15 protein-coding genes and 1 tRNA gene are annotated in these 19,072 nt (G+C 41.9%); 12 read left to right on the top strand and 4 right to left on the bottom strand.

The genetic code is table 11. From position 1 onward, the window contains the following. Positions 1 to 300: 300 nt before the first annotated feature. From RMY63_RS17455 to RMY63_RS17430, 6 genes are all read left to right on the top strand, one after another. Positions 301 to 471 carry a hypothetical protein gene (locus RMY63_RS17455; protein WP_099099534.1) on the top strand — a complete coding sequence of 57 codons (171 nt, stop codon included), beginning with the start codon at positions 301 to 303 and terminating at the stop codon, positions 469 to 471. 366 nt (positions 472 to 837) lie between these two features. Then, on the top strand, positions 838 to 1,131 hold the full coding sequence (locus RMY63_RS17450; protein WP_292776335.1) for a hypothetical protein: 294 nt from the start codon (positions 838 to 840) through the stop codon (positions 1,129 to 1,131). A 146-nt stretch (positions 1,132 to 1,277) separates the two neighbouring features. Further along, the gene (locus RMY63_RS17445) at positions 1,278 to 2,285 is read left to right on the top strand and encodes a WD40 repeat domain-containing protein (RefSeq protein WP_416212528.1); all 1,008 of its coding nucleotides are present in this window, start codon (positions 1,278 to 1,280) and stop codon (positions 2,283 to 2,285) included. 544 nt (positions 2,286 to 2,829) lie between these two features. After that, positions 2,830 to 3,885: a permease gene (locus tag RMY63_RS17440; protein ID WP_322729902.1), complete on the top strand. Its 1,056-nt coding sequence runs from the start codon at positions 2,830 to 2,832 to the stop codon at positions 3,883 to 3,885. Positions 3,886 to 3,956: 71 nt separating this feature from the next. Further along, on the top strand, positions 3,957 to 4,730 hold the full coding sequence (locus RMY63_RS17435) for a TIGR03943 family putative permease subunit (RefSeq protein WP_322729901.1): 774 nt from the start codon (positions 3,957 to 3,959) through the stop codon (positions 4,728 to 4,730). 139 nt (positions 4,731 to 4,869) lie between these two features. Continuing rightward, a complete protein-coding gene (locus RMY63_RS17430) occupies positions 4,870 to 6,369 on the top strand; it encodes an Ig-like domain-containing protein (RefSeq protein ID WP_322729900.1) in 1,500 nt (499 codons plus the stop codon). An 88-nt stretch (positions 6,370 to 6,457) separates the two neighbouring features. Here the strand turns inward: RMY63_RS17430 and RMY63_RS17425 are convergent, their stop codons facing one another. The 3 genes from RMY63_RS17425 to RMY63_RS17415 form a co-directional block, all read right to left on the bottom strand. Further along, positions 6,458 to 7,297, bottom strand: coding sequence for a sulfite exporter TauE/SafE family protein (locus RMY63_RS17425; RefSeq protein ID WP_322729899.1), 840 nt, complete (start codon positions 7,295 to 7,297; stop codon positions 6,458 to 6,460). 96 nt (positions 7,298 to 7,393) lie between these two features. Further along, positions 7,394 to 8,680 (bottom strand): sulfite oxidase, encoded by a 1,287-nt coding sequence (locus RMY63_RS17420; protein WP_322729898.1) that lies wholly within the window; start codon positions 8,678 to 8,680, stop codon positions 7,394 to 7,396. Between the two features lie 160 nt (positions 8,681 to 8,840). Further along, positions 8,841 to 10,295, bottom strand: coding sequence for an aminotransferase class V-fold PLP-dependent enzyme (locus RMY63_RS17415; protein ID WP_322729897.1), 1,455 nt, complete (start codon positions 10,293 to 10,295; stop codon positions 8,841 to 8,843). Between the two features lie 1,015 nt (positions 10,296 to 11,310). Here RMY63_RS17415 and RMY63_RS17410 point away from each other — a divergent pair. Beyond that, on the top strand, positions 11,311 to 12,849 hold the full coding sequence (locus tag RMY63_RS17410; RefSeq protein ID WP_322729896.1) for a hypothetical protein: 1,539 nt from the start codon (positions 11,311 to 11,313) through the stop codon (positions 12,847 to 12,849). A gap of 49 nt (positions 12,850 to 12,898) precedes the next feature. Here RMY63_RS17410 and RMY63_RS17405 read toward each other — a convergent pair whose 3' ends face one another. Continuing rightward, complete coding sequence (locus RMY63_RS17405; protein WP_322729895.1) at positions 12,899 to 15,070, bottom strand: flavin-dependent dehydrogenase; 2,172 nt, start codon at positions 15,068 to 15,070, stop codon at positions 12,899 to 12,901. Between the two features lie 160 nt (positions 15,071 to 15,230). Between RMY63_RS17405 and RMY63_RS17400 the strand changes: the two genes are divergently transcribed. The 5 genes from RMY63_RS17400 to RMY63_RS17380 all read left to right on the top strand — a co-directional run bounded on the left by RMY63_RS17400 (position 15,231) and on the right by RMY63_RS17380 (position 19,015). Continuing rightward, positions 15,231 to 15,464 carry a hypothetical protein gene (locus RMY63_RS17400; RefSeq protein ID WP_322729894.1) on the top strand — a complete coding sequence of 78 codons (234 nt, stop codon included), beginning with the start codon at positions 15,231 to 15,233 and terminating at the stop codon, positions 15,462 to 15,464. Between the two features lie 485 nt (positions 15,465 to 15,949). After that, positions 15,950 to 17,074, top strand: coding sequence for an alpha-hydroxy acid oxidase (locus tag RMY63_RS17395; RefSeq protein WP_322729893.1), 1,125 nt, complete (start codon positions 15,950 to 15,952; stop codon positions 17,072 to 17,074). A 108-nt stretch (positions 17,075 to 17,182) separates the two neighbouring features. Further along, positions 17,183 to 17,266: transfer RNA gene (locus RMY63_RS17390), tRNA-Leu, on the top strand. 33 nt (positions 17,267 to 17,299) lie between these two features. Continuing rightward, the gene (locus tag RMY63_RS17385) at positions 17,300 to 17,554 is read left to right on the top strand and encodes a hypothetical protein (RefSeq protein WP_322729892.1); all 255 of its coding nucleotides are present in this window, start codon (positions 17,300 to 17,302) and stop codon (positions 17,552 to 17,554) included. A gap of 663 nt (positions 17,555 to 18,217) precedes the next feature. Then, on the top strand, positions 18,218 to 19,015 hold the full coding sequence (locus tag RMY63_RS17380) for a WecB/TagA/CpsF family glycosyltransferase (RefSeq protein ID WP_322729891.1): 798 nt from the start codon (positions 18,218 to 18,220) through the stop codon (positions 19,013 to 19,015). Positions 19,016 to 19,072 lie beyond the last annotated feature (57 nt).

Raw genomic sequence — 19,072 nt, 5'->3', positions numbered from 1 at the left:
TATACAATATATAAAGAATAGTAACAATTTATTAAAAAAGCGATTGTATAGCTCCTACTAGGGAGCTATTGCTGAATTTATCAAGTCATCTTGGCATTCCAGCACTGCAATCAGCTTTTAAGTTAACCTGACTTTTCAACGTCATCTGAAAAATTCCAAGTCTCTCTCCTTCTAGGATAGAGATTTTGAGAGAGGTTTTCCAGATACCCTAAAAAGTAAGTAGCGATTATCCCCACTTTCTGTGACTTCTACTAGAAGTCTGATATCAAGTCCCGTTTGCCAAAAAAGGTTTCTTAAAAAATGACACAAACACAACCAACAATTACACCTAAACTAGAAGAGCCTAAGTTTGGCTTTAACGAATATGCCGAACGCTTGAATGGTCGAGCTGCAATGATTGGCTTTGGTTTGATGCTGGTGATTGAATATGTCACCAATCAAGGGGTGCTATCATGGCTGGGTCTGAAGTAGTGCCATTAACAAGCATGATCTTGAAGTTGTAAGCTAGTAATTAAAAGAGTTTCAACCAGCTGGAACAACCAGTTGGTTTTGACTTCAATAATTGATAGCGGAGTACTTCGCCCTACATAGATTAATTAAACTTATTCATAAATAACTGCCCTAGAATGTAAGCAAGAGAGGAATCAAAATACCTATTAGCGATCAAAACATCATAGACTTGCAACTAATATGTGCAAGGCGATTAATGAGTAAATTTCCTCCCCCTACTAAAAAAATCATAAATTAGTGTCTGCCTTGAATGAAAAAGGCAAATTATGGGTGAGGTATTCTTGGTAAATATACACAATAAGGTGAACTGGAACCAACCAAGCTGTGATGAATGCTGTATTACCTCGTTTTTTGAAGTCAACCTACCGAAAAGAGCCACTAATCAGTGTATTGATGACAATGGGTGTTATGGATGCCCTGATTGGCGGATTGAATGATAGCTGGTCGTTGTTTGCTTTTGGTTTGGGAACGGCAGGGATAGCGCTAGGCTTTAAGTTGTGGCGTCTCCAGCAGCGTCGTTCTTTACCAGAGGAGCCTGTAGTGCAACATTATTTGCCCTCTCGTTCTTCTAGTGCGCCTTTACCAATGTTAAGCGTTTCTAAGAAAAAACCACCTCTTTGAGAGTGCTGAGTTATGAGTGCTGAGTTATGAGTTGGTAATTCATAATTCTAGGTGGTTTGTTTGTATATAAAAAGTGAGGAAAAAGAGTGAGTAGTGAGGGAAGAGGTGGCGGTAATTTTCTGCGGCCGAATATTATCCTGGCATTTATGGCAGCTGTTGCCCTTCCAGTGATTACCTGGGAAGGGTTTTATATTCATCAAGCTCATGCTGCCATTGAAGTAATGCCAAACTTCCCAGCTACCAGCAGCTTTGCTAATGCTCAACTACTTTACACACTCATCGGACATAACGGAACCATTAAATCCCTGGCTTTCACTCCAGATAGCAGAATTCTTGTGAGTGGAGGTGCAGAAAACGAGGGTGTAATTCGCCTGTGGAATTTAGCAAAGGGCAAAAAGTTGGCGATTATTAACAAAGCACACAAAGCAGCCGTAGAATCTTTAGTGATTTCGCCAGATGGACAAACCCTCGCTAGTTGTAGCGATGACGATACGATTAACCTCTGGAGCCTGAAAAACTTAAAATTTAGCCGCTCTTTTGTCGGACATACCAGTAATGTATTATCTTTAGCGGTGTCTCCTGATAGTAAAGTTCTCGTCAGTGGAGCTTTAGATGGGATTCGTCTCTGGGACTTGCTACAGCAGCGTCCTCTAGGGACTATAGTACGCTTTGATAATTCGATTTATACCCTAGCTATTAGTCCTGATGGACAGACCTTGGCTAGTGGTGATAATAAGGGTGTAATCAAGCTGTGGAATTTGAGTACTGGTAAATTAATCAGTGAATTTATAGCTCATTCTAGTGCTGTTAGCGCTGTAATCTTTACACCAGATGGACAAACATTAGTTAGTGCTAGCCACGATCGCACCATAAAACTGTGGAATATTAATACTGGAGAATTAGTCCGCACCCTTACAGGACATAATAACTGGGTAAATGCACTCGCCCTTAATCCCGATGGACAAACCCTTGCTAGTGCAGGCAGAGATGGAATTAAATTGTGGGATTTACCTACAGGCGAGTTAATAAATACACTGAATGGACATACAGACTGGGTAAGTGCGATCGCTTTTAGTCCAAATGGTAAAATTCTTGCCAGTGGTGGATTCGATCAAAAAATCAAGATTTGGGGCATTCCAACAAAAGGTAATTAACAGCGATTGGACAAAATAATCGTCAAAGAGTGGACTGTATCCCCGATTTATTTTCAGAAGTCGGGGATATAATTTTTTTGTAGTAAAAAATCAACCAAAGCTCAGATCAAATTTTGCTACAACTAGTCAAAATCAATCATGGTAGCAACCAATAGCGATGTCTACGACGGGCTATGCCTACCCCAAATTTTGAAGAACTGTGAATAGTTGATGAAAATACAGCCAAACTAATATTTTATCCAGCAAATTACTGTAAGTATAAACATAGGTAATTTCAAATCATCTGTGCAGTTACTTGCCCTCTAGAACGGAACAATTTCTGAACTTAGACAATCTTAGAAATGGTCATCGTCAGTAAATGCACTCAGTTAAAAGTCACGAACTCCTGTAAAACCAAGGTTTGTAGCGCTCAACCGTTATTTGTAAGTAGGATAACTTGCTACATAAATGATGTTTAATTTTCCCGAACTGCTTTTGATCCCCATTTCGATAGAATGACTAGGCAGAACCCTAAAACTAAAAACCGCTTTTGACTGCGACGCCCATGAATCAATTGAACAATGGTTTTACGCTATTTTTAAGTCTGCTAGTCGAGGCGATGCCTTTTTTGCTTCTTGGGGTTTTATTCTCCAGTTTGCTGCTATTTTTTGTTGATGAGCGCAAACTAGTAGAAAAAATGCCCAAAAATCCGCTGCTGGGTGCTTTAGTTGGCAGCATGATCGGCTTTTTATTTCCGGTGTGTGAGTGCGGGAATGTACCAGTAGCACGGCGGTTCCTGATTCAGGGAGTACCTACACCAGTAGCAATTGGTTTTTTGCTAGCAGCACCAACAATTAACCCAATTGTAATTTGGTCAACTTGGACAGCATTTCGAGATCAGCCAGAAATAGTAGTCTTACGAGTCGTATTTTCCTTAGTAATTGCCACAATTATTGGGTATGTTTTCAGTTTTCAAAAGGACTTAAATCCCATAGTCCAACCTGCGATCGCTCGTTATCTGAAGTTTAATTCACCCGCGCAGCCTGAAACCAAACGTCGTGGTAAGCGTTACCAAGCACAACCAGAAGAAACAGTACCGAATATCTTGCAATCTGGGACTTATATCTTAGGAGGAAAAGCAGGTATACCTCTACGGATAGATGCTAATTTCGTAGTCCCGCCTACTTCAGTCTCTAGTTCCAATAAACCACTGGCAGCGAAACTGCGTCTAGTTGTGGATAATAGCATCCAAGAATTCCGAGAACTCGGTGGAGTCATGGTTCTCGGAAGTGCGATCGCTGCTGCTATTCAAGTCCTAGCTCCCCGTGAATTAATTCTCAGTTTGGGTGCTGGGCCCATTACCTCAATTGTGGTCATGCTGATCTTAGCGGTAGTCGTGTCTATTTGTTCTACAGTTGATTCTTTCTTTGCCCTATCTTTTGCCTCAACCTTTAGCAGTGGTTCATTGTTAGCATTTCTAGTGTTTGGCCCAATGATTGACATCAAAGGTATTGGTTTGATGTTATCCATTTTTAAACCCAAAACAGTTTTTTACTTATTTGCTTTAGCAGCACAATTAACATTTGTGTTCACCCTTTTCTTGAACTTGCACATCTTTTAAAAAATTATTTGTCATTTGTCCTTTGTCCTTTGTTTAATGACCAATGACCAATGACCAATGACCAATGACCAATGACTAACAAAAATCCCAAATCTAAAATTCCAAATCTGTTACTCCCTTGGCTGGATGCTATAGCAATTACAGCTTGGGGCACTTTGATGTTGAGATATTGGCTAACTAATAAGCTGAACCTGTTGATTCATCCAAATTACATTTGGTTCGTAGTTGTAACTGGTATCAGCTTGATTGTTATTGGTTTCTTCAAAATGCAGGAACTTTGGCAACGTCGTCGCCGTGATGTTACACCAAACGCCCCGCATATTAGTTTATTTCCCCCTGGTTGGGGCAGTGCTTTGTTGTTGACTACAGCGATTCTAGGTTTTATCATTACACCGCAAGTTTTTGCCAGTGATAAAGCACTCCAAAGGGGGGTGACGGCTGATTTATTGGGAAGCACACGTGTCAAACCCCAAGCCTTTCGGGCTACTGTTCGTCCAGAGGAGCGATCGCTTGTAGACTGGGTACGCACCGTCAATGTCTATCCAGAGCCAGATGCATATACAGGGCAAAAAGTCAAGGTGCAGGGATTTGTCATCCACCCACCGGATATAGGAAAAGAATATTTGTTTTTAGCACGATTTGTCTTAACTTGCTGTGCAGCAGATGCTTACCCAGTGGGATTACCCGTCAAACTCCCAAACAATCAAGAGCCTTACTCCACTGATACCTGGCTGGAAGTAGAAGGACAAATGGTGACAGAAAATTTAGCAGGTAAACGCCAACTTACCATTGCCGCTACCTCTCTCAAAAAGATTCCTCAACCCCAAAATCCTTATAGTTATTAGTCATTTGTCATTTGTCATTTGTCATTTGTAGATAACTAACGACCAATGCCCCATGCCCAATGCCCAATACTTCTCTACGAGAGGCTGCGCCAACGACTACGCTCAGTACAAGTGTCCAATGCCCAATGCTCAATAACCAATGACTAAATCTAAAGCATTTATCCAACCACTGGATCGTATAGCGATCGCACTAATGCTACTGCTGAGTGTGCTGATTGGGTTAATCATCTTGCAAGGTGATGTGGTAACTGCTCGTGTCCGGGAATTTACCTGGCAAAATCAACAAATTGGAGCAGAAGATAATTCCTTCACCCTCACCTTCAGCCGCCCAATGGAAGCAAAAAGCGTCGAGGATAACTTGAAAATCGAGCCACCCCTAGCAGGTAAATTCAGTTGGGCAGGGCGGCGGATGGTTTATACACTGGTGACACCAGCACCCTATGGCACAAATTATAAAGTGCAGTTACAAGGAGCTAAAGATAAGTTTGCGGAGTTAGAGGGCAAAAATCGGTTGATACAGCCCTTTGTTGGTAGCTTCCGTACACGCGATCGCGTCATTCTTTACATCGGAACCGATCGAGAAGAACAGGGACGGTTAGTTCTTTACAACTTAACCCAAGAGCAAAAAAGGGTACTTACCCCCAAAGACCTGATAGTAATCGACTTTGAGTCATTTCCTGATGCGGAGAAAATTTTATTTTCTGCTCGCGCTGCAAACAATCAAGACTTACTTTCAGCCCAACTGTATACAGTGACAACAGGCGTTTCTGCTAAATCTGGACAAAAAGCAGAACCAGAAGGCAAAGTTGACCTGACTTTAGATAGTAAAGATTATCAAAACCTAAAATTTGACTTATCACCTGATGGACAAACTATTGTTATCCAGCGGGGAAATAAAACTAATCCTGGCGACTTTGGACTATGGTTTATGCCAGCAACCAGTGATGGTTCAAAAGAAAAACCCACCCCTAAACGTCTAAAAAGCCAACCAGGGGGAGACTTTATGGTGACACCAGATAGTAAAGCCGTAGCAGTTGCCCAAGGACAGGGAGCAGCGATTTTACCACTGCAAGGTGATGCCAGTAAACCCCTAGATTTTCTGCCGCAGTTTGGTTTGGTACAAGCTTTCTCCAAGGATGGCTCTCAAGCCGCGATGGTAAAGTTTAATACAGATTACACGCGGGATTTATTTTTGGTGACAAACCAAGGTGTACAGAAACAGCTATTAAAAACAACAGGTTCAATTCTCAGTTGCCAATTTGACATCGCCTCACCTACCCTTTACTGCTTGCTAACACAGCTAGTATCCAAAGAACAATACATTGAACAGCCTTATGTCGTGGCAATTGATCTGAAAACCGGGCAACAGAAACCACTGTTAGTACTGCCTCCCGCTCAACGAAATGTGCAAATGAGTTTATCTGCCGACGGTTTGGGCTTGTTATTTGACCAAGTAGTACCGCAGACAAACACAACAGCATCATTACCTACAAACACTTTGAAAACTGATGATGGAGATGTTATTGCTACCAGTAGCTTGTGGTTAATGCCTCTGTTGCCCATCGCCGATGCTGCGACTGTGGAAATTAGACCAGAACAACTTCCCTTAGCCGGATTTCATCCCCGCTGGCTACCGTAAAATAATATTCTGAAAATTTCCGTCTAAATGCCTTAAAAGAGACTGGCGATTGGGGAAACCTGTTGAAAAAGCTTAGGTTCCCGACTTATCAGAGAAGTCGGAAATCTTGTTGGTAATAAGTTGACAATTCCTGATTTATTGGGTTTGAAACTATGAATTGATAATTTATCCAAGCTTCCCAAAAAATATAAATTGATAGTATTCCTAAGAAGATACGAAGCACTAAACTCACAGTGGAATCTGGTAGTTTTGGCAATGTGCGAGTACTCATTTGAACGCCTAATAGACCTCCACATCCCAAAACCATACCTTGAGTAAACAGAATATTTCCCTCTAATGTATGTCCTGTGCAGGCAGCTAAAGCAGTGATGACAATCACACCCAAACTAGTTTGAATTGCTACTTTAATTTCTTCTTTTAGTAGCAACATTTGTAGTGGTACCATAATCGTACCGCCACCTAAGCCAAATAAACCTGCTAATATTCCTGCTGCTCCCCCAGTACCAATTTTAGAAACTAATGGGTTAAATGCTGGGGCTGTATTCTCAATTTCCTTGAAGGCTAGTTGCTTGCGAAGCTCAATCAAATAGATATTAGCAAGTAGTATGATGCCAAATGTAAATAGTATGATATAAGATGGAATTTTATTGGCGAAATATACACCTATTCCAGTAGTTAAGAAGGCTGGAATTCCTAAATAAATTACTCGTTTAAAGTCAAAGTAACCCATCCACCAATTCTGCAAACTTCCAGAAATTGAAGTAATTACAATAGCAAGGCTACTAGTAGCGATCGCCTGAACGGGAGTATAACCTAGTGTGACTAAAAGAGGAATTGTGATAATACCGCCACCTATTCCTAAAAGTCCAGCTATGACTCCAGATATTAGACCCCCAGTCACTAAAATCAACCAACTAAAATCAATCATAAATAATTATTTTTCTAGAAAATTGATAGTACTGAATGGGCATTGGGCATTGGGCATAGATTATTCTTCTTGTACCCCTGATCTCCCTTATTTTCTTCATGCCTGTACTGTCACCGGATGGCTAACAACACCTCCATAGAGCAATCCAGAGTCATTCCACGGAACAGTAGTCGGTTGTGTATTACCTAAATTGTCAGTAGCACGAGCTTGGAGAAAGTATTCCCCAGGAATTGGGTTCCATTCAATATCCCAGCGTACCCACGCAAATGGAAAATTTGGTTCTCTCAGTCGTGCAAATTGCCAAGTTTTGCCACCATCTAGGCTGACTTCCACACGTACAATCTTTCCTTTCCCAGACCAAGAACGTCCACGTAGTAAATGGGTTCCAGTCGAAAGTGTAGCAGGCCAAGCCAACTCAAAAGCGCTCTTAACATTTTGATAGGTAATCAGCTTACCTTTATACGGTGCGATCGCTGGGTAATCTGCACCAACCAATACCATCTGCTCTGTCACCCACTGGGTATATATCGGCGTTTCGGAAACTTCAATCCGCTCAATCCATTTAACGTTGGCGTTTCCTCCCCAACCAGGGAATATCACACGGCACGGCTGGCCATGATCTGGAGGTAATGGTTCTCCGTTCATAGCGTAGACAACGAGCGAGTTATCTGCTAATGCTTTGCTAATTGGAACTACACTGCTGAACTTGGATTTATTTGTCTGTTTTGAGTCCAGCGAATCTACATCTGCACCCTCAACGAGTACGTCTTTTGCAGTGGATTTCAGTCCAGCTCGCTCTAATAACATACCAAGTGGTACACCAGTCCACTCAGCCACACCAATAGCCCCAAGCCTCCACCGTGTTCCAGGAAGTGGTGTGTTGTAAGCTTCTTCAAAGAAGCGCCGACCATTAGCAGCACACTCAATGGCACAAGTGACTGAGATGGATGGCATAGCGATGATTTCATCGTAAGTAAACTCGCAAGGTGCAGAAACGCCAGTTCCATGAATTTGTAAACGCCATGTAGACGGGTCAAAGGTTGGAGGTGTACTGCGGTTGTGAACATAAAACCAATCATTTGGTACTAAATAGCCACGCCCATACATCGCTTCCCAGTTCATCTCTAATGTGCCTTTGCTATGAGAGATATACCCTGGTGGCAATGGTTTAAGTATTTTGCTGCCTTTAGTTTTAATAGCTGTCTGACTGTGAGCAGGTGCAGGTTTAGTTAACCCCGCGATGGCTGTAGCACTAACCATAGTAGCTAGTATTTTCAGAAAGCACTGGCGCGAAATACCCGCATCTGTGCTTTTTTGCCAGATGCATTGATCAACCCGTGCCTGTAGATAATCCTCCTGGTGAAAGAGGTTTTTATCGGTCAAGCTTATTACCTCCTTTTAATTCGTAATTCGTAATTAAAATACACAGAACAAGGCTTGATGAGGGAGATAGCGGAGCAGGGAGCAAGGGAGAAGAATTTTCCCCTCTGCCCCCCGCACCCTGCCCCTCTGCCTCTTCCCCATGCCCAATGCCGTGAAAAAACTAGCTGTCTATCACTGTCCAAACACCGGTTATCTGATCTTGTGTGTAGTTGGGCAAATAGTGAGCCAATCCGTTTTTAGCTATTTGAGCGATCGCATCTATAAAACGATCGCAATCTTCTAATGTATTATATACAGCAAAGCTGGCTCGGATAATACTAGGAATGTTGCGTGTAATTCCTCTATCTACTTCCTGAGCAATCTCGCAGTCTTGCTCGTCTGAAACATTCTTAAGTTTGCGAATATATTCATAAGTGCAGAAAGCCCCAGCCCGAACGCCAATGCCATATTCTTGTGCCAGAATTTCTGCTACTAAGCGTCCATCAAATCCATCAATATCAAAGGGAATAACATGGGCTAAATTATCTCCGGGAATATGTATTTTGACACCAGGAATCAGCCCAAGCCGTGTATATGTAAATTCAACTAGAGAGTGTTCATACTGAGCTATGCGATCGCGCCCTACTGCTTCGATAATTTCAATCGCCTTGGCAATGGCGATCGCACCCATTGCGTTTGGTGTTCCAGGGTCATGGGCCCGTTCTGTATAAAAACGCTTGATCTCTAGGTTTCTAGTGATATAAGGCAGGTTTCCACCCCCAATTTGATAAGGGTAGGAGCTATCAAAAAATTCCTTTGGCCCCAACAAAACTCCAGTTCCATAAGGGGCGTACATCTTGTGTCCAGAGAAAGCCACAAAATCTAAATGACATGGGTCATCATCTGCACGCATATCAACTCGTTCATGCTGAATTAACTGACACACGTCGGCGAATATCTTCGCACCATACCGATGTGCTAAAGCTGCGATTTCGTAAATCGGAGGTCTATAACCTGTAATTGTGGAAGCACCTGTAATAGTTACTAACTTAATTTGCTCGGCTTCGGGGAGATTTTGGTGTGCCTTGAAAATATCTTCAATTTCTGCAATACTTACACTCCCATCTGGCTGCGTTCTGTACTGCACAACTTCGTCTCTAGTAACCCAAGGCAGCAAGTTGGATGAATGCTCGATATCAGAAACTAAAATTTTTCCAGGTTTTTTTGCCCAAAGTGTGGCAGCTCCATTAATTGCTTCTGTTGTATTCTTCGCAAAGATTACATAATTGTCTGAAGATGACCCCACAAAGTTGCGAATGATGTTTCGACTGGCGTCATATTCTCGTGTAGTGATGATGGACTTTTGCCCAGAACCTCGATGTACACTGCCATAGGTGTCAAGCATTTTGTCCACGTACTGCTTGAGGGTTGCAAAGGGTGTGGTTGTAGCTCCATTATCCAAGTTGACGTACTTAACATAGTTTCTGTTAAAAGTTTTCACTTTGAAAGATAGAGACTCATCTGTAAATAACGGTCTAATTTCTTTGTCCCAAAAACTGTCACAATTTTTTGCAAACAGCGGTAATTTGACAGCTTCTTGTTTGATATTTGCGCCGATTGCAAGTACGTCGGTCATCTTTAGCACCCCTATTTTAAATTTTGATTTTTTTGAAAAAGTCTAATTGCCACAACGCTTTATTTCGCGTTGCGATCAAATTAATCGCTAGTAATTATGGTCTTTATAATTACTTTGTTTCTAGTAGAAAACTCGGTCAATACAACTATTCTTTAATAAAATAATAAAAATTGTATCCGTAGCAGCGCGTAAAATAAATTAGTTTTTAGTAAATTAAATTACAAAGTAAATAATGTTATTAGGTAGTAAAGTATACTTTAAACGATTTTATCCTAATCATTAAACAAACTTGATGTATTAAAGACAAGTTGATAGAAAAGCTTATAACTAAGAGAACCTGAAATTGCTTGCTAATAATGTATTTAGAGAGAAAAAAGCCCGTACTAAGTTGAGATTACTCTTTAAAAAAGTTTTATGATTTTACTTAGATATATTGCTACTTCTTCAACAATACTTTATAAGTATTTGCTCGTATTGGTCAGAATTTATTAACATCGCAGTTATGGCGAAAGCTCTTAGTTGTTTGCTGACATTAAATAGCGATCGCTTAAGATTAGAGAATTATCATTGAAAAGTAGATACTTATACGGACATCTATACTTAAGTACTCAATAAGGCATTACAAAATGTATTTCTGGAGATAATCATAATTTATCTCTTAAGACAGATGCGATTATAAAAAATAAAGTATAATCTGAGGCAGTTTTTTCATGTAAAAAACTTCATTAGCCAGCCAATACAGTTTAATTTTTAACGTATCGGGTTTCTCCTCTCTCTCGCCTATCCTCAAAGGTGGCCAAAGTTCCCCTTCTACCTCTTCTTGACGGGGCAGAGCATCATAGTGTTATAACGGCATCAGTCTAGATACAAAATGGGGAACACCAATTGATGATTAATTGCTGGTGCTTGGAGAGAGTTAAACTTAGCTTCTAGAGCAAACCCTGATTAGACACAGTTTATAAGCAATGCTAATGCCAGCACTGCTGAATATTTTTAAGCAGGTGAGTCAAGAGTGATGAATGAAGCTGACACCTCAAACAAGGGGGCTGTGATGGAATCCTTAAATTCTGCTAATTCGCCACAATCAGAGCAGGCGAGTTGTCCCTTTTACTCAGTTGTGCCTAATGACAATATGACAGTTAGAAAACTGCCACTCCTCATGCCAGCTGAAGATAGACAATTTTCACAAGATACTCCCCGGCAGGACTGGGTTGCAGAGCCTGAAAGCGGCAAACAAGCACTTATTGACTCAGAATTTCAGAAACTGCTGGCATTGAACGAAGAATTACGTGCGGCTAACAATAAATTGTATGAACAAGTGGAGCAGCTAAAAGACAACCTAGCTGAGTCAGAAAAGGTTTTGCAGTGGCAGAAAACGCGTTCTAGCGTTAGTGAGTCGATGCTCAACCAACACACTCAGGAACTAGCTGCGGCTCAAGAACAGATAAAATCTTTATTTCAACAATTAGAAACTGCTGTACAAACTGTTCAACGTCAGGAAATTTTCACTGATACTTATAAAGCACAGCTACAAATTAGCCAACAACGCCTTGCCCAATTAGAGCGAGAATGTACGTTGCTACACACTAATAACAACGAACAATCTCAGCAGTTATTGCAATCAGAAAATGTTTGTCGGGAGTTACGTACTAGACTGATGCGACAACAACGCCAGACGCTGCAATTCAAAGCAGCTTTGGAAAAATGTCTAGATACATCGGTTCCTAGCTATGACTCCTTAGAGGATGCTGCAAAACATCCTAAAGACATAACTAGTAGCCAAGGAAGATTTTCTAGAAAAGCTCGGTCTTTGTTTCCTAACGCCCAGCCAATTCAACCTTGGTCAGCAGAAGAAGAATCCTTAAGTAACGATTTAGATAATTCTTGGGGTGAACCCTCAGCACCAATCCCATTCCAAAGAAATGAAGCCTCTGCAACACCGCCATCATCTCCTTGGAACTGGACAGTTAAGAAAGACACGCCAACACCAACACAACCCGCGCCATCTCCAGAAGTTGATGATTCTCCAGATACACCAGATACAACTGAAGCGGTTTCACCTTCGGGTTCATCAAATTTAGATCAGCAATTAGATAGTTTAATCCAAATGTTTTTTACCTCTCAGCCTACATCTACATCCCCACCATCTGCTGCGAAAACAGATGTTAGTGATGCCCCTATTTGGGGGACTTTAGCAACAATCTTAGAAGACGATGAAGAACTAGAAAATCCACAGGAGGAACATTTGGAAGCAGAAATTAATCCTCCTGCAACTACCTCTACTTCTTGGACGACGGATTCTGTGCTTTCACCAGCCAATGACTTACTGGTTTCCTCCACTCCATCTCACGCTGAAACGCCTGTTGGAGAAACTGAAGACTACTGGTCAGAAGTTTCACAATTGTCAGCAAGTAATTTGTCCTCAGAGTCATTAGGTGATAACACCAATGATGACAATTCACCTTCACCAGTAGTTTATCCCCAGCGTCCACCCAAGGGGCGTAAGTCATTGGCATCTGTAGAACTGCCGAATTTTCGCCCCAAGAGTCAATAGTTAGTTGTCATTTGTCATTTGTCCTTAGTCATTTGTCTAAAACTAATGACTAATTGAGAATTCTTGCTTCTGACTTCGGAATTATGCCTTCTGGGTTGGATTTTGCCACCTGGCTGGGCGATCGCGGTTTGCCTGTGGCGATCGCATAATTAATCGCCAATAACCACAGCCACAAGCGGGGATTCCGGGGTTCTAGCCAAAAACCTACTCGGTTCAAGAAGTGCCCAAACCACGGACTTAGTAAAGCACTAACCAGGGCATGACGACCGAAGTTGAAATAACTACCAAGCCATCGCACTAAATCTCTAGGGCCAGCAAGTTCCCAAATCCATAAAAGCAAGGCAGGATTTTTTCTAGCTGCCTTCAGTGCTAAACGGTTAAAAGTTAACCAATCACACCGATCTTTGATGAAGTTATCTGCCACCTCTGGCGGTTCGTCTGCTAACAGTCCAAAGAAGGTGTTGAGCATAGAGTTAATCCGCTGCGGTGGTATAAATTTACCAGTGGGTACCATCATGCCTTTGGAAAATAGCCAAGTCACGGAAACGTTGCTTTGGTAAGCACGAATTTGGTTCAAGTGGCGGAAACTCAATAAGTCATGTTTGAGGGCAGTATCCAACAGCGTTGTTAAGCGCTCTAAGTTGCGAACTAGAGAACCAAAGCCGGTGAAAACGAGGGGAGATTGGAGTGATGCTGCATCGCCAATCGCCATCAATCGATCAAAGGCAACTGTGCGATCGCGACTTCCTACACTAAAATGCCCTGGTATATACCCAAATGTCGGCTTCTTCCACACCAATTTATCCATATCGCACCTGCGATACTCTGGCAAAATTGTGAAAAAGTCCTCGTACATCTCCAGCAAGGAACCGGGATTTTCAGCATTTACTTCGTGGTAATGAAATAAATAAATCGTCAGTTCATCATCTGCTGCGGGAAACAATTCCCAAATCAACTGCCTTCCCCGCGAAATATCCCCATGACTGTAAAGAACGTCTCCATATTGGGAATCCCATACTCCCGGCTCAAATCCGCTTTCAATTGCCGCTCCCACTGTCGGGCATACGCTATCAAAGGCACGACCACCATTTAACTGCCAAGCGATGGGTGAGGCAGTTCCCATTGCATCTATTAGCAGCCGTCCACTTACTTGTTTTTCAACCTGACTAGGTAAGTGCTTGACTTGCAATATAACTTGTGATATATCAATATCTGCACGGATAAACTCTGTTTCATCCCAAATTTCACCGCCTGCCGCTTGCAGTTTTTGCCCACACATTTGGAGCCATTTTTCGGAATCCAAGCCTAAATTTAGGACTGTGGGTGTGTGGAGGACGGGCGATCGCAGTTTGGCTGGATTATTAGCATCAAAAAACTTATTGAATCCGTCTTTGTATTCCCTGGCAATGATAGTTTCTAACTCAGCGGGGGTGACTAAACCCAAGTTAACCAAGCTTTGAATCTCGTCGCGGGAAATATTCCATTCTCGGTTCATCCGCCCAAAGGGCATTCGTTCCACCAGCAAGACTTTATATCCCAGTTTTGCCATCAGTGCTGCATGGATTGCGCCTAGTGCGCCGCCGATGTAAATCAGGTCGTAAGTCGGAGATTGGGAGGATGAGGAGGATAAAGGAGATGTTATTTTCTTATCTCCCCCTGCTTCCCCTGCTTCCCCTGCTCCTGTACCTCTTCCCCTGTCCCCTTGACTGGAAAACACCACTTGACGCGGCTGCTGCGGATTCCGCACCCCTTCGCGCCACCGTTTTTCCCACCAATAGGCACGAGTTAGGTCATATTCACCATTGGGCATTTTCTGAAAATACTTGACGGTAAGGGGGTAAGTAGAGCCTAGTGCGGCAAATATTGATTGCTGGGATAAATCAATTGCTGGCGGTTCTGGGTAATGATGCGGAAAACGGCTTCTGATTTCCTTGGTCAAGCGTTGCAGAATTTGTCCTTCACTGGGAAAAGGTTGTTCTGCCCAGCGAAATACTTTCAGATAGGTAGTTCGTTGCACCGACCAGACAAATACCGAAAGTTCTGTAGGCAAGTTTTCGGAAGGAGCCACTCCCGCAGGTGTAGTAGGACTGGGTATTTGAAGGCGAAAGCCTTCCGAGGTAAGCACTTTTTCTCCATTTCCAGGTTCAAAATTTGTTTGTAACCAACTACGCACAGTTTCTGTTTCTGGAGTTGGAACTTCTAAATAAAGGATTTCTTTCATTTTTTCCTGACATCTCCCATCAATCTACTCACTAAGACAGATTTTCTTAAGGCATAAAGTAAGGTAAACTCCGCCCTATTAGTTTCGTAAAGATTCAGTGAAGAAATTTTAAGAGTTTGTCAAAGTTATTGTTCATTTTGTATTTCTGTAAACCCACGCCATGAATTATCCCATTCCAGACAGTCCCCAAGAAATTATTGCTCTGCGACAACAGCCGATTGATGAAGAACTAGTTGCCAGTGCGATCGCTGGAGTAATTAAAATTGTCCGCGCTCAGGGTCAATCTTTGGAAGAATTGACCGCTCAGTTGTTAGCAGACGATCCACTGTTGGATCAGCAACAACGCCGCTGGTTAAGTCAATTAGTTGCCCAATGCTGGGAAAAGTTTTCCTAAAACCTTGCATAAGATGAAGTTTTGGTCGCAGCATTAGATTTCTAGGTCTGTACCTAAATCTTAGCGATGCCTGCGACGGGCTGCGCCTACGCATTTTCGGTATAGGAGTAATAATAATGGTCAGTATGGGATTGGCAATTGGGTTGCTATTTTTGCATTCATGGCATGTGAAGCCACTAAATTAACCATATTAGCGTTTTACGTTACTGATAAATTTTACAATGTTCTGAAACAGAAAGACCTCTGGCGCAAAGCAGAGGTCTTTTTTTTGAGAGCAATCTTCCTGCTGTTTGAGCAACACCTCGGTACATAAATTCAGTTGAGCGCTCGCTAACTAAGTAAGTAAAAATAAATACAACTATGCGACAAATCCATTTGAAAGCCTTGACAATGAATAATCGTAGTCAGCGACTCTAGCCATTTAAAATCTTATGCAGAGCGATAAATCGCTGACTACGAACAAAAGTTTTATCTTAGATTTAATTATGTCTACCTACTTATCCACTGACGATCGCTTTCAACCCATCAACCTTTTTGAGTACGAAAAGCTAGCAAAAAAACATCTGTCTCAAACGACACTTGATTACTACAGCAGTGGTGCTTGGGACGAAATCACATTGCGAGATAATCGTGCTGCCTTTGAGCGAGTCAAGCTGCGACCTCGGATATTAGTCGATGTGAGCGATCGCTATCTAAGTACCTCCATTTTAGGACAACCCCTGCAACTACCTTTGTTAATCGCACCAATGGCTTTTCAATGTCTAGCCCATCCAGACGGAGAAGTTGCCACAGCCCTAGCTGCTGCATCAGCTGGTGTGGGTATGGTGTTAAGTACAATGGCAACAAAGAGCATTGAAGAGGTGGCGACTGCATGTAATCAGTTTCCAGATTCTCTGCGATGGTTCCAGCTTTACATCCACAAAGACCGGGGGTTAACTCGTGCTTTGGTAGAAAAAGCCTATAAAGCAGGCTACAAAGCACTTTGTCTCACTGTAGATGCACCCGTTCTCGGACAGCGCGAGAGAGATAGACGTAATGAGTTTGCCTTACCCCAAGACTTACATCTGGCTAATCTTGCGAGCATCTCAGGGCTAGATATTTCCCATGAAAAAGGCGAATCTGGGTTATTTACCTATTTTGCCCAACAGCTAAACCCAGCAGTCACTTGGGACGATTTGGAATGGTTGCAGTCTTTATCTGGGCTACCTTTAGTTATCAAAGGAGTTTTACGCCCAGATGATGCTGTGCGGGCTGTAGAATATGGAGCCAAAGCAATTGTTGTTTCTAATCATGGTGGCAGACAACTCGATGGTGCGATCGCTTCTTTGGATGCCCTCACTGAAATAGTAGCCGCAGTGGATGGTAAAGTAGAAGTGGTGTTAGATGGAGGCATTCGTAGAGGCACAGACATTCTCAAAGCTCTGGCATTAGGAGCAAAAGCAGTACTGATCGGACGACCCATACTGTGGGGACTAGCAGTAGCAGGACAAATCGGCGTATCTCATATCATCTCACTGCTGCAAGATGAGTTAAATGTGGCAATGGCACTTAGCGGCTGTGCCAAAATACAGGATATTGACCCTAGTTTATTGAACCTGCCACGCCTTTAAGCTGGAGATTCTTAAAATTGTTATTCCAGCAAAACTTTGAGAAATAATTTTCAGACTTGTTACAAAATCTCTTAATTTTAGAGTATACTAGTTAAGGTTAGATAATAAGGGCGGGTGGCGGAATTGGTAGACGCACCACACTCAAAATGTGGCGGCCTTACGGTCATAGGAGTTCGATTCTCCTCCTGCCCACTATCAAACAAGTGCTAAAGAGGTTAAAAACTTATGCGCCTGAAAAGATGGGAATCTCCCCGTAAAGAAGGCAGAAATGATAAAGGTAGAGGCGGTTCTGCTAGGAAGCGTCAACTGAAAAAACAAAGGCAAATGTTACGCCAAAGACTTAAAGAAAGTAACAAGCCAGACAATAATAAAAACCAGAGAGCAGGGAAAGATAAATTTATCTTTCCCTTATTTTTTGGACTTTTATTTCAGAAAAAAATAAAATTTAGAGATTTTTCATCAATACAGAGACTAAATTAAATCTGTAATCAGTAAGTCAACATCAAAAAACCGAACTATGTTATGCAACGTAAACATCATTGAAACCCTTACCAATGACTAATGACGTAGGCGCTTCTCTACGAGACGCTACGCGAACGCCTTCCCGCAGGGTATGACAAATGACGACCTTAGCCAGTTATATTTAATTACACCGATCTACTTAAATTTGTAAATCATCATAAAAAGTTATTAGCTGTTCTTTAACATATACTAATTTTAATTCAACCTCTTAAGCGCATATTTACATATAAAATCGGCAGACTAAGCGGCTAGCATTTTACTTTCATACTTAAGCAATTAAGTAGTATATACTACTTAATATACAGCATTTCTCTAGGAATTTATCGCAATTATAATGCTTGGATGAACTAACCAAAAATTAATTATGAAGGAAGTATGAATTTTGTCAAGCAGTATCTGAAATCCTTAACATAAAACAGTAAGCTAAGACACAGCAGCAAATAATTCTAGTATTACCGATTAAGTCAAAAGTATACTAAAAAGGCAATTGCACCTCCATGTGTTAACTTCCAACAATGACACAAGCCGACAAAAAGTCAGGAGTCATCCAATCCGAATATTAAATAATTTGGATTGGTCTAGGTAATCTATGAATTGTTTTCTTGGATACAGGAGTTATTGATGGTGGCGAGAGTGCTTCTACCTACTAAAAAAGTGCTTGATTTTCCTATTACTGCTTTACGGTTTGACGAGCAGATACAAACAATACTGAAGTGGGCGAGTAGGCGTGAGAGCAAAACTGTATATGTAGCCAATGTACACATGCTTATTGAAGCCCATTGGAATCCAGAGTTTGCCACCGTATTGCGAAATGCAGATATAGTTACTCCTGATGGTATGCCTCTAGTATGGATGATGCGAAAAATGGGAGCGCTTTACCAAGACCGCGTGGCAGGGATGGATATTTTTCTCGCATTGTGTCAGCTAACTCAAACACAAAATCAGAGCATTTTCTTTGTAGGTTCCCAAACAGAAATTCTGTCTAGGATACAAAACAGGTTAGAGAAGGAATTTCCGCAGATCAAGATTGCGGCGATGGAACCTCTACCTTTTCGTCCCCTAACCGAAATTGAAGACGAAGCCTTGGTTCAAAAGATTAACTCTAGTGGTGCTAGCGCTGTCTTAGTGTCACTGGGATGTCCCAAACAAGAAAATTGGATAGCTCAACATAAGGGCAAAATACAAGCTGTAATGATTGGACTGGGTGGAGTTTTCCCAGTTTATGCCGGAATTCATAAACGGGCACCTCGCATAGTTCGAGACTTAGGACTTGAATGGCTATATCGATGGATTCAAGAACCGCGCCGACTTTGCGGCCGCTATGCGAAGACTATTCCACTCTTTATATGGCTGGCTACTAAACAACTACTATCATCAAGTCGGATTGCAGCGGTCTTCCTTCACGAGACTGGAGACTAAAGAAAAAGAAATAAGTGAGCCTGGCTCTAAGGCGTTCACCATTAAAGGAACCAGATT

It is taken from the genome of Nostoc sp. ChiQUE01b (assembly GCF_034531255.1).
In the GTDB taxonomy this organism is placed as follows: Bacteria; Cyanobacteriota; Cyanobacteriia; order Cyanobacteriales; family Nostocaceae; genus Nostoc.
This window is presented reverse-complemented; position numbering and strand designations above follow the sequence as displayed.

Coding starts and splice junctions, on each gene's coding strand:
- RMY63_RS17425 (WP_322729899.1), bottom strand. CDS start 7,297: ATGATTGATTTTAGTTGGTTGATTTTAGTGACTGGGGGTCTAATATCT.
- RMY63_RS17455 (WP_099099534.1), top strand. CDS start 301: ATGACACAAACACAACCAACAATTACACCTAAACTAGAAGAGCCTAAG.
- RMY63_RS17440 (WP_322729902.1), top strand. CDS start 2,830: ATGAATCAATTGAACAATGGTTTTACGCTATTTTTAAGTCTGCTAGTC.
- RMY63_RS17415 (WP_322729897.1), bottom strand. CDS start 10,295: ATGACCGACGTACTTGCAATCGGCGCAAATATCAAACAAGAAGCTGTC.
- RMY63_RS17450 (WP_292776335.1), top strand. CDS start 838: ATGAATGCTGTATTACCTCGTTTTTTGAAGTCAACCTACCGAAAAGAG.
- RMY63_RS17380 (WP_322729891.1), top strand. CDS start 18,218: ATGGTGGCGAGAGTGCTTCTACCTACTAAAAAAGTGCTTGATTTTCCT.
- RMY63_RS17410 (WP_322729896.1), top strand. CDS start 11,311: ATGAATGAAGCTGACACCTCAAACAAGGGGGCTGTGATGGAATCCTTA.
- RMY63_RS17405 (WP_322729895.1), bottom strand. CDS start 15,070: ATGAAAGAAATCCTTTATTTAGAAGTTCCAACTCCAGAAACAGAAACT.
- RMY63_RS17435 (WP_322729901.1), top strand. CDS start 3,957: ATGACTAACAAAAATCCCAAATCTAAAATTCCAAATCTGTTACTCCCT.
- RMY63_RS17395 (WP_322729893.1), top strand. CDS start 15,950: ATGTCTACCTACTTATCCACTGACGATCGCTTTCAACCCATCAACCTT.
- RMY63_RS17445 (WP_416212528.1), top strand. CDS start 1,278: ATGGCAGCTGTTGCCCTTCCAGTGATTACCTGGGAAGGGTTTTATATT.
- RMY63_RS17400 (WP_322729894.1), top strand. CDS start 15,231: ATGAATTATCCCATTCCAGACAGTCCCCAAGAAATTATTGCTCTGCGA.
- RMY63_RS17385 (WP_322729892.1), top strand. CDS start 17,300: ATGCGCCTGAAAAGATGGGAATCTCCCCGTAAAGAAGGCAGAAATGAT.
- RMY63_RS17430 (WP_322729900.1), top strand. CDS start 4,870: ATGACTAAATCTAAAGCATTTATCCAACCACTGGATCGTATAGCGATC.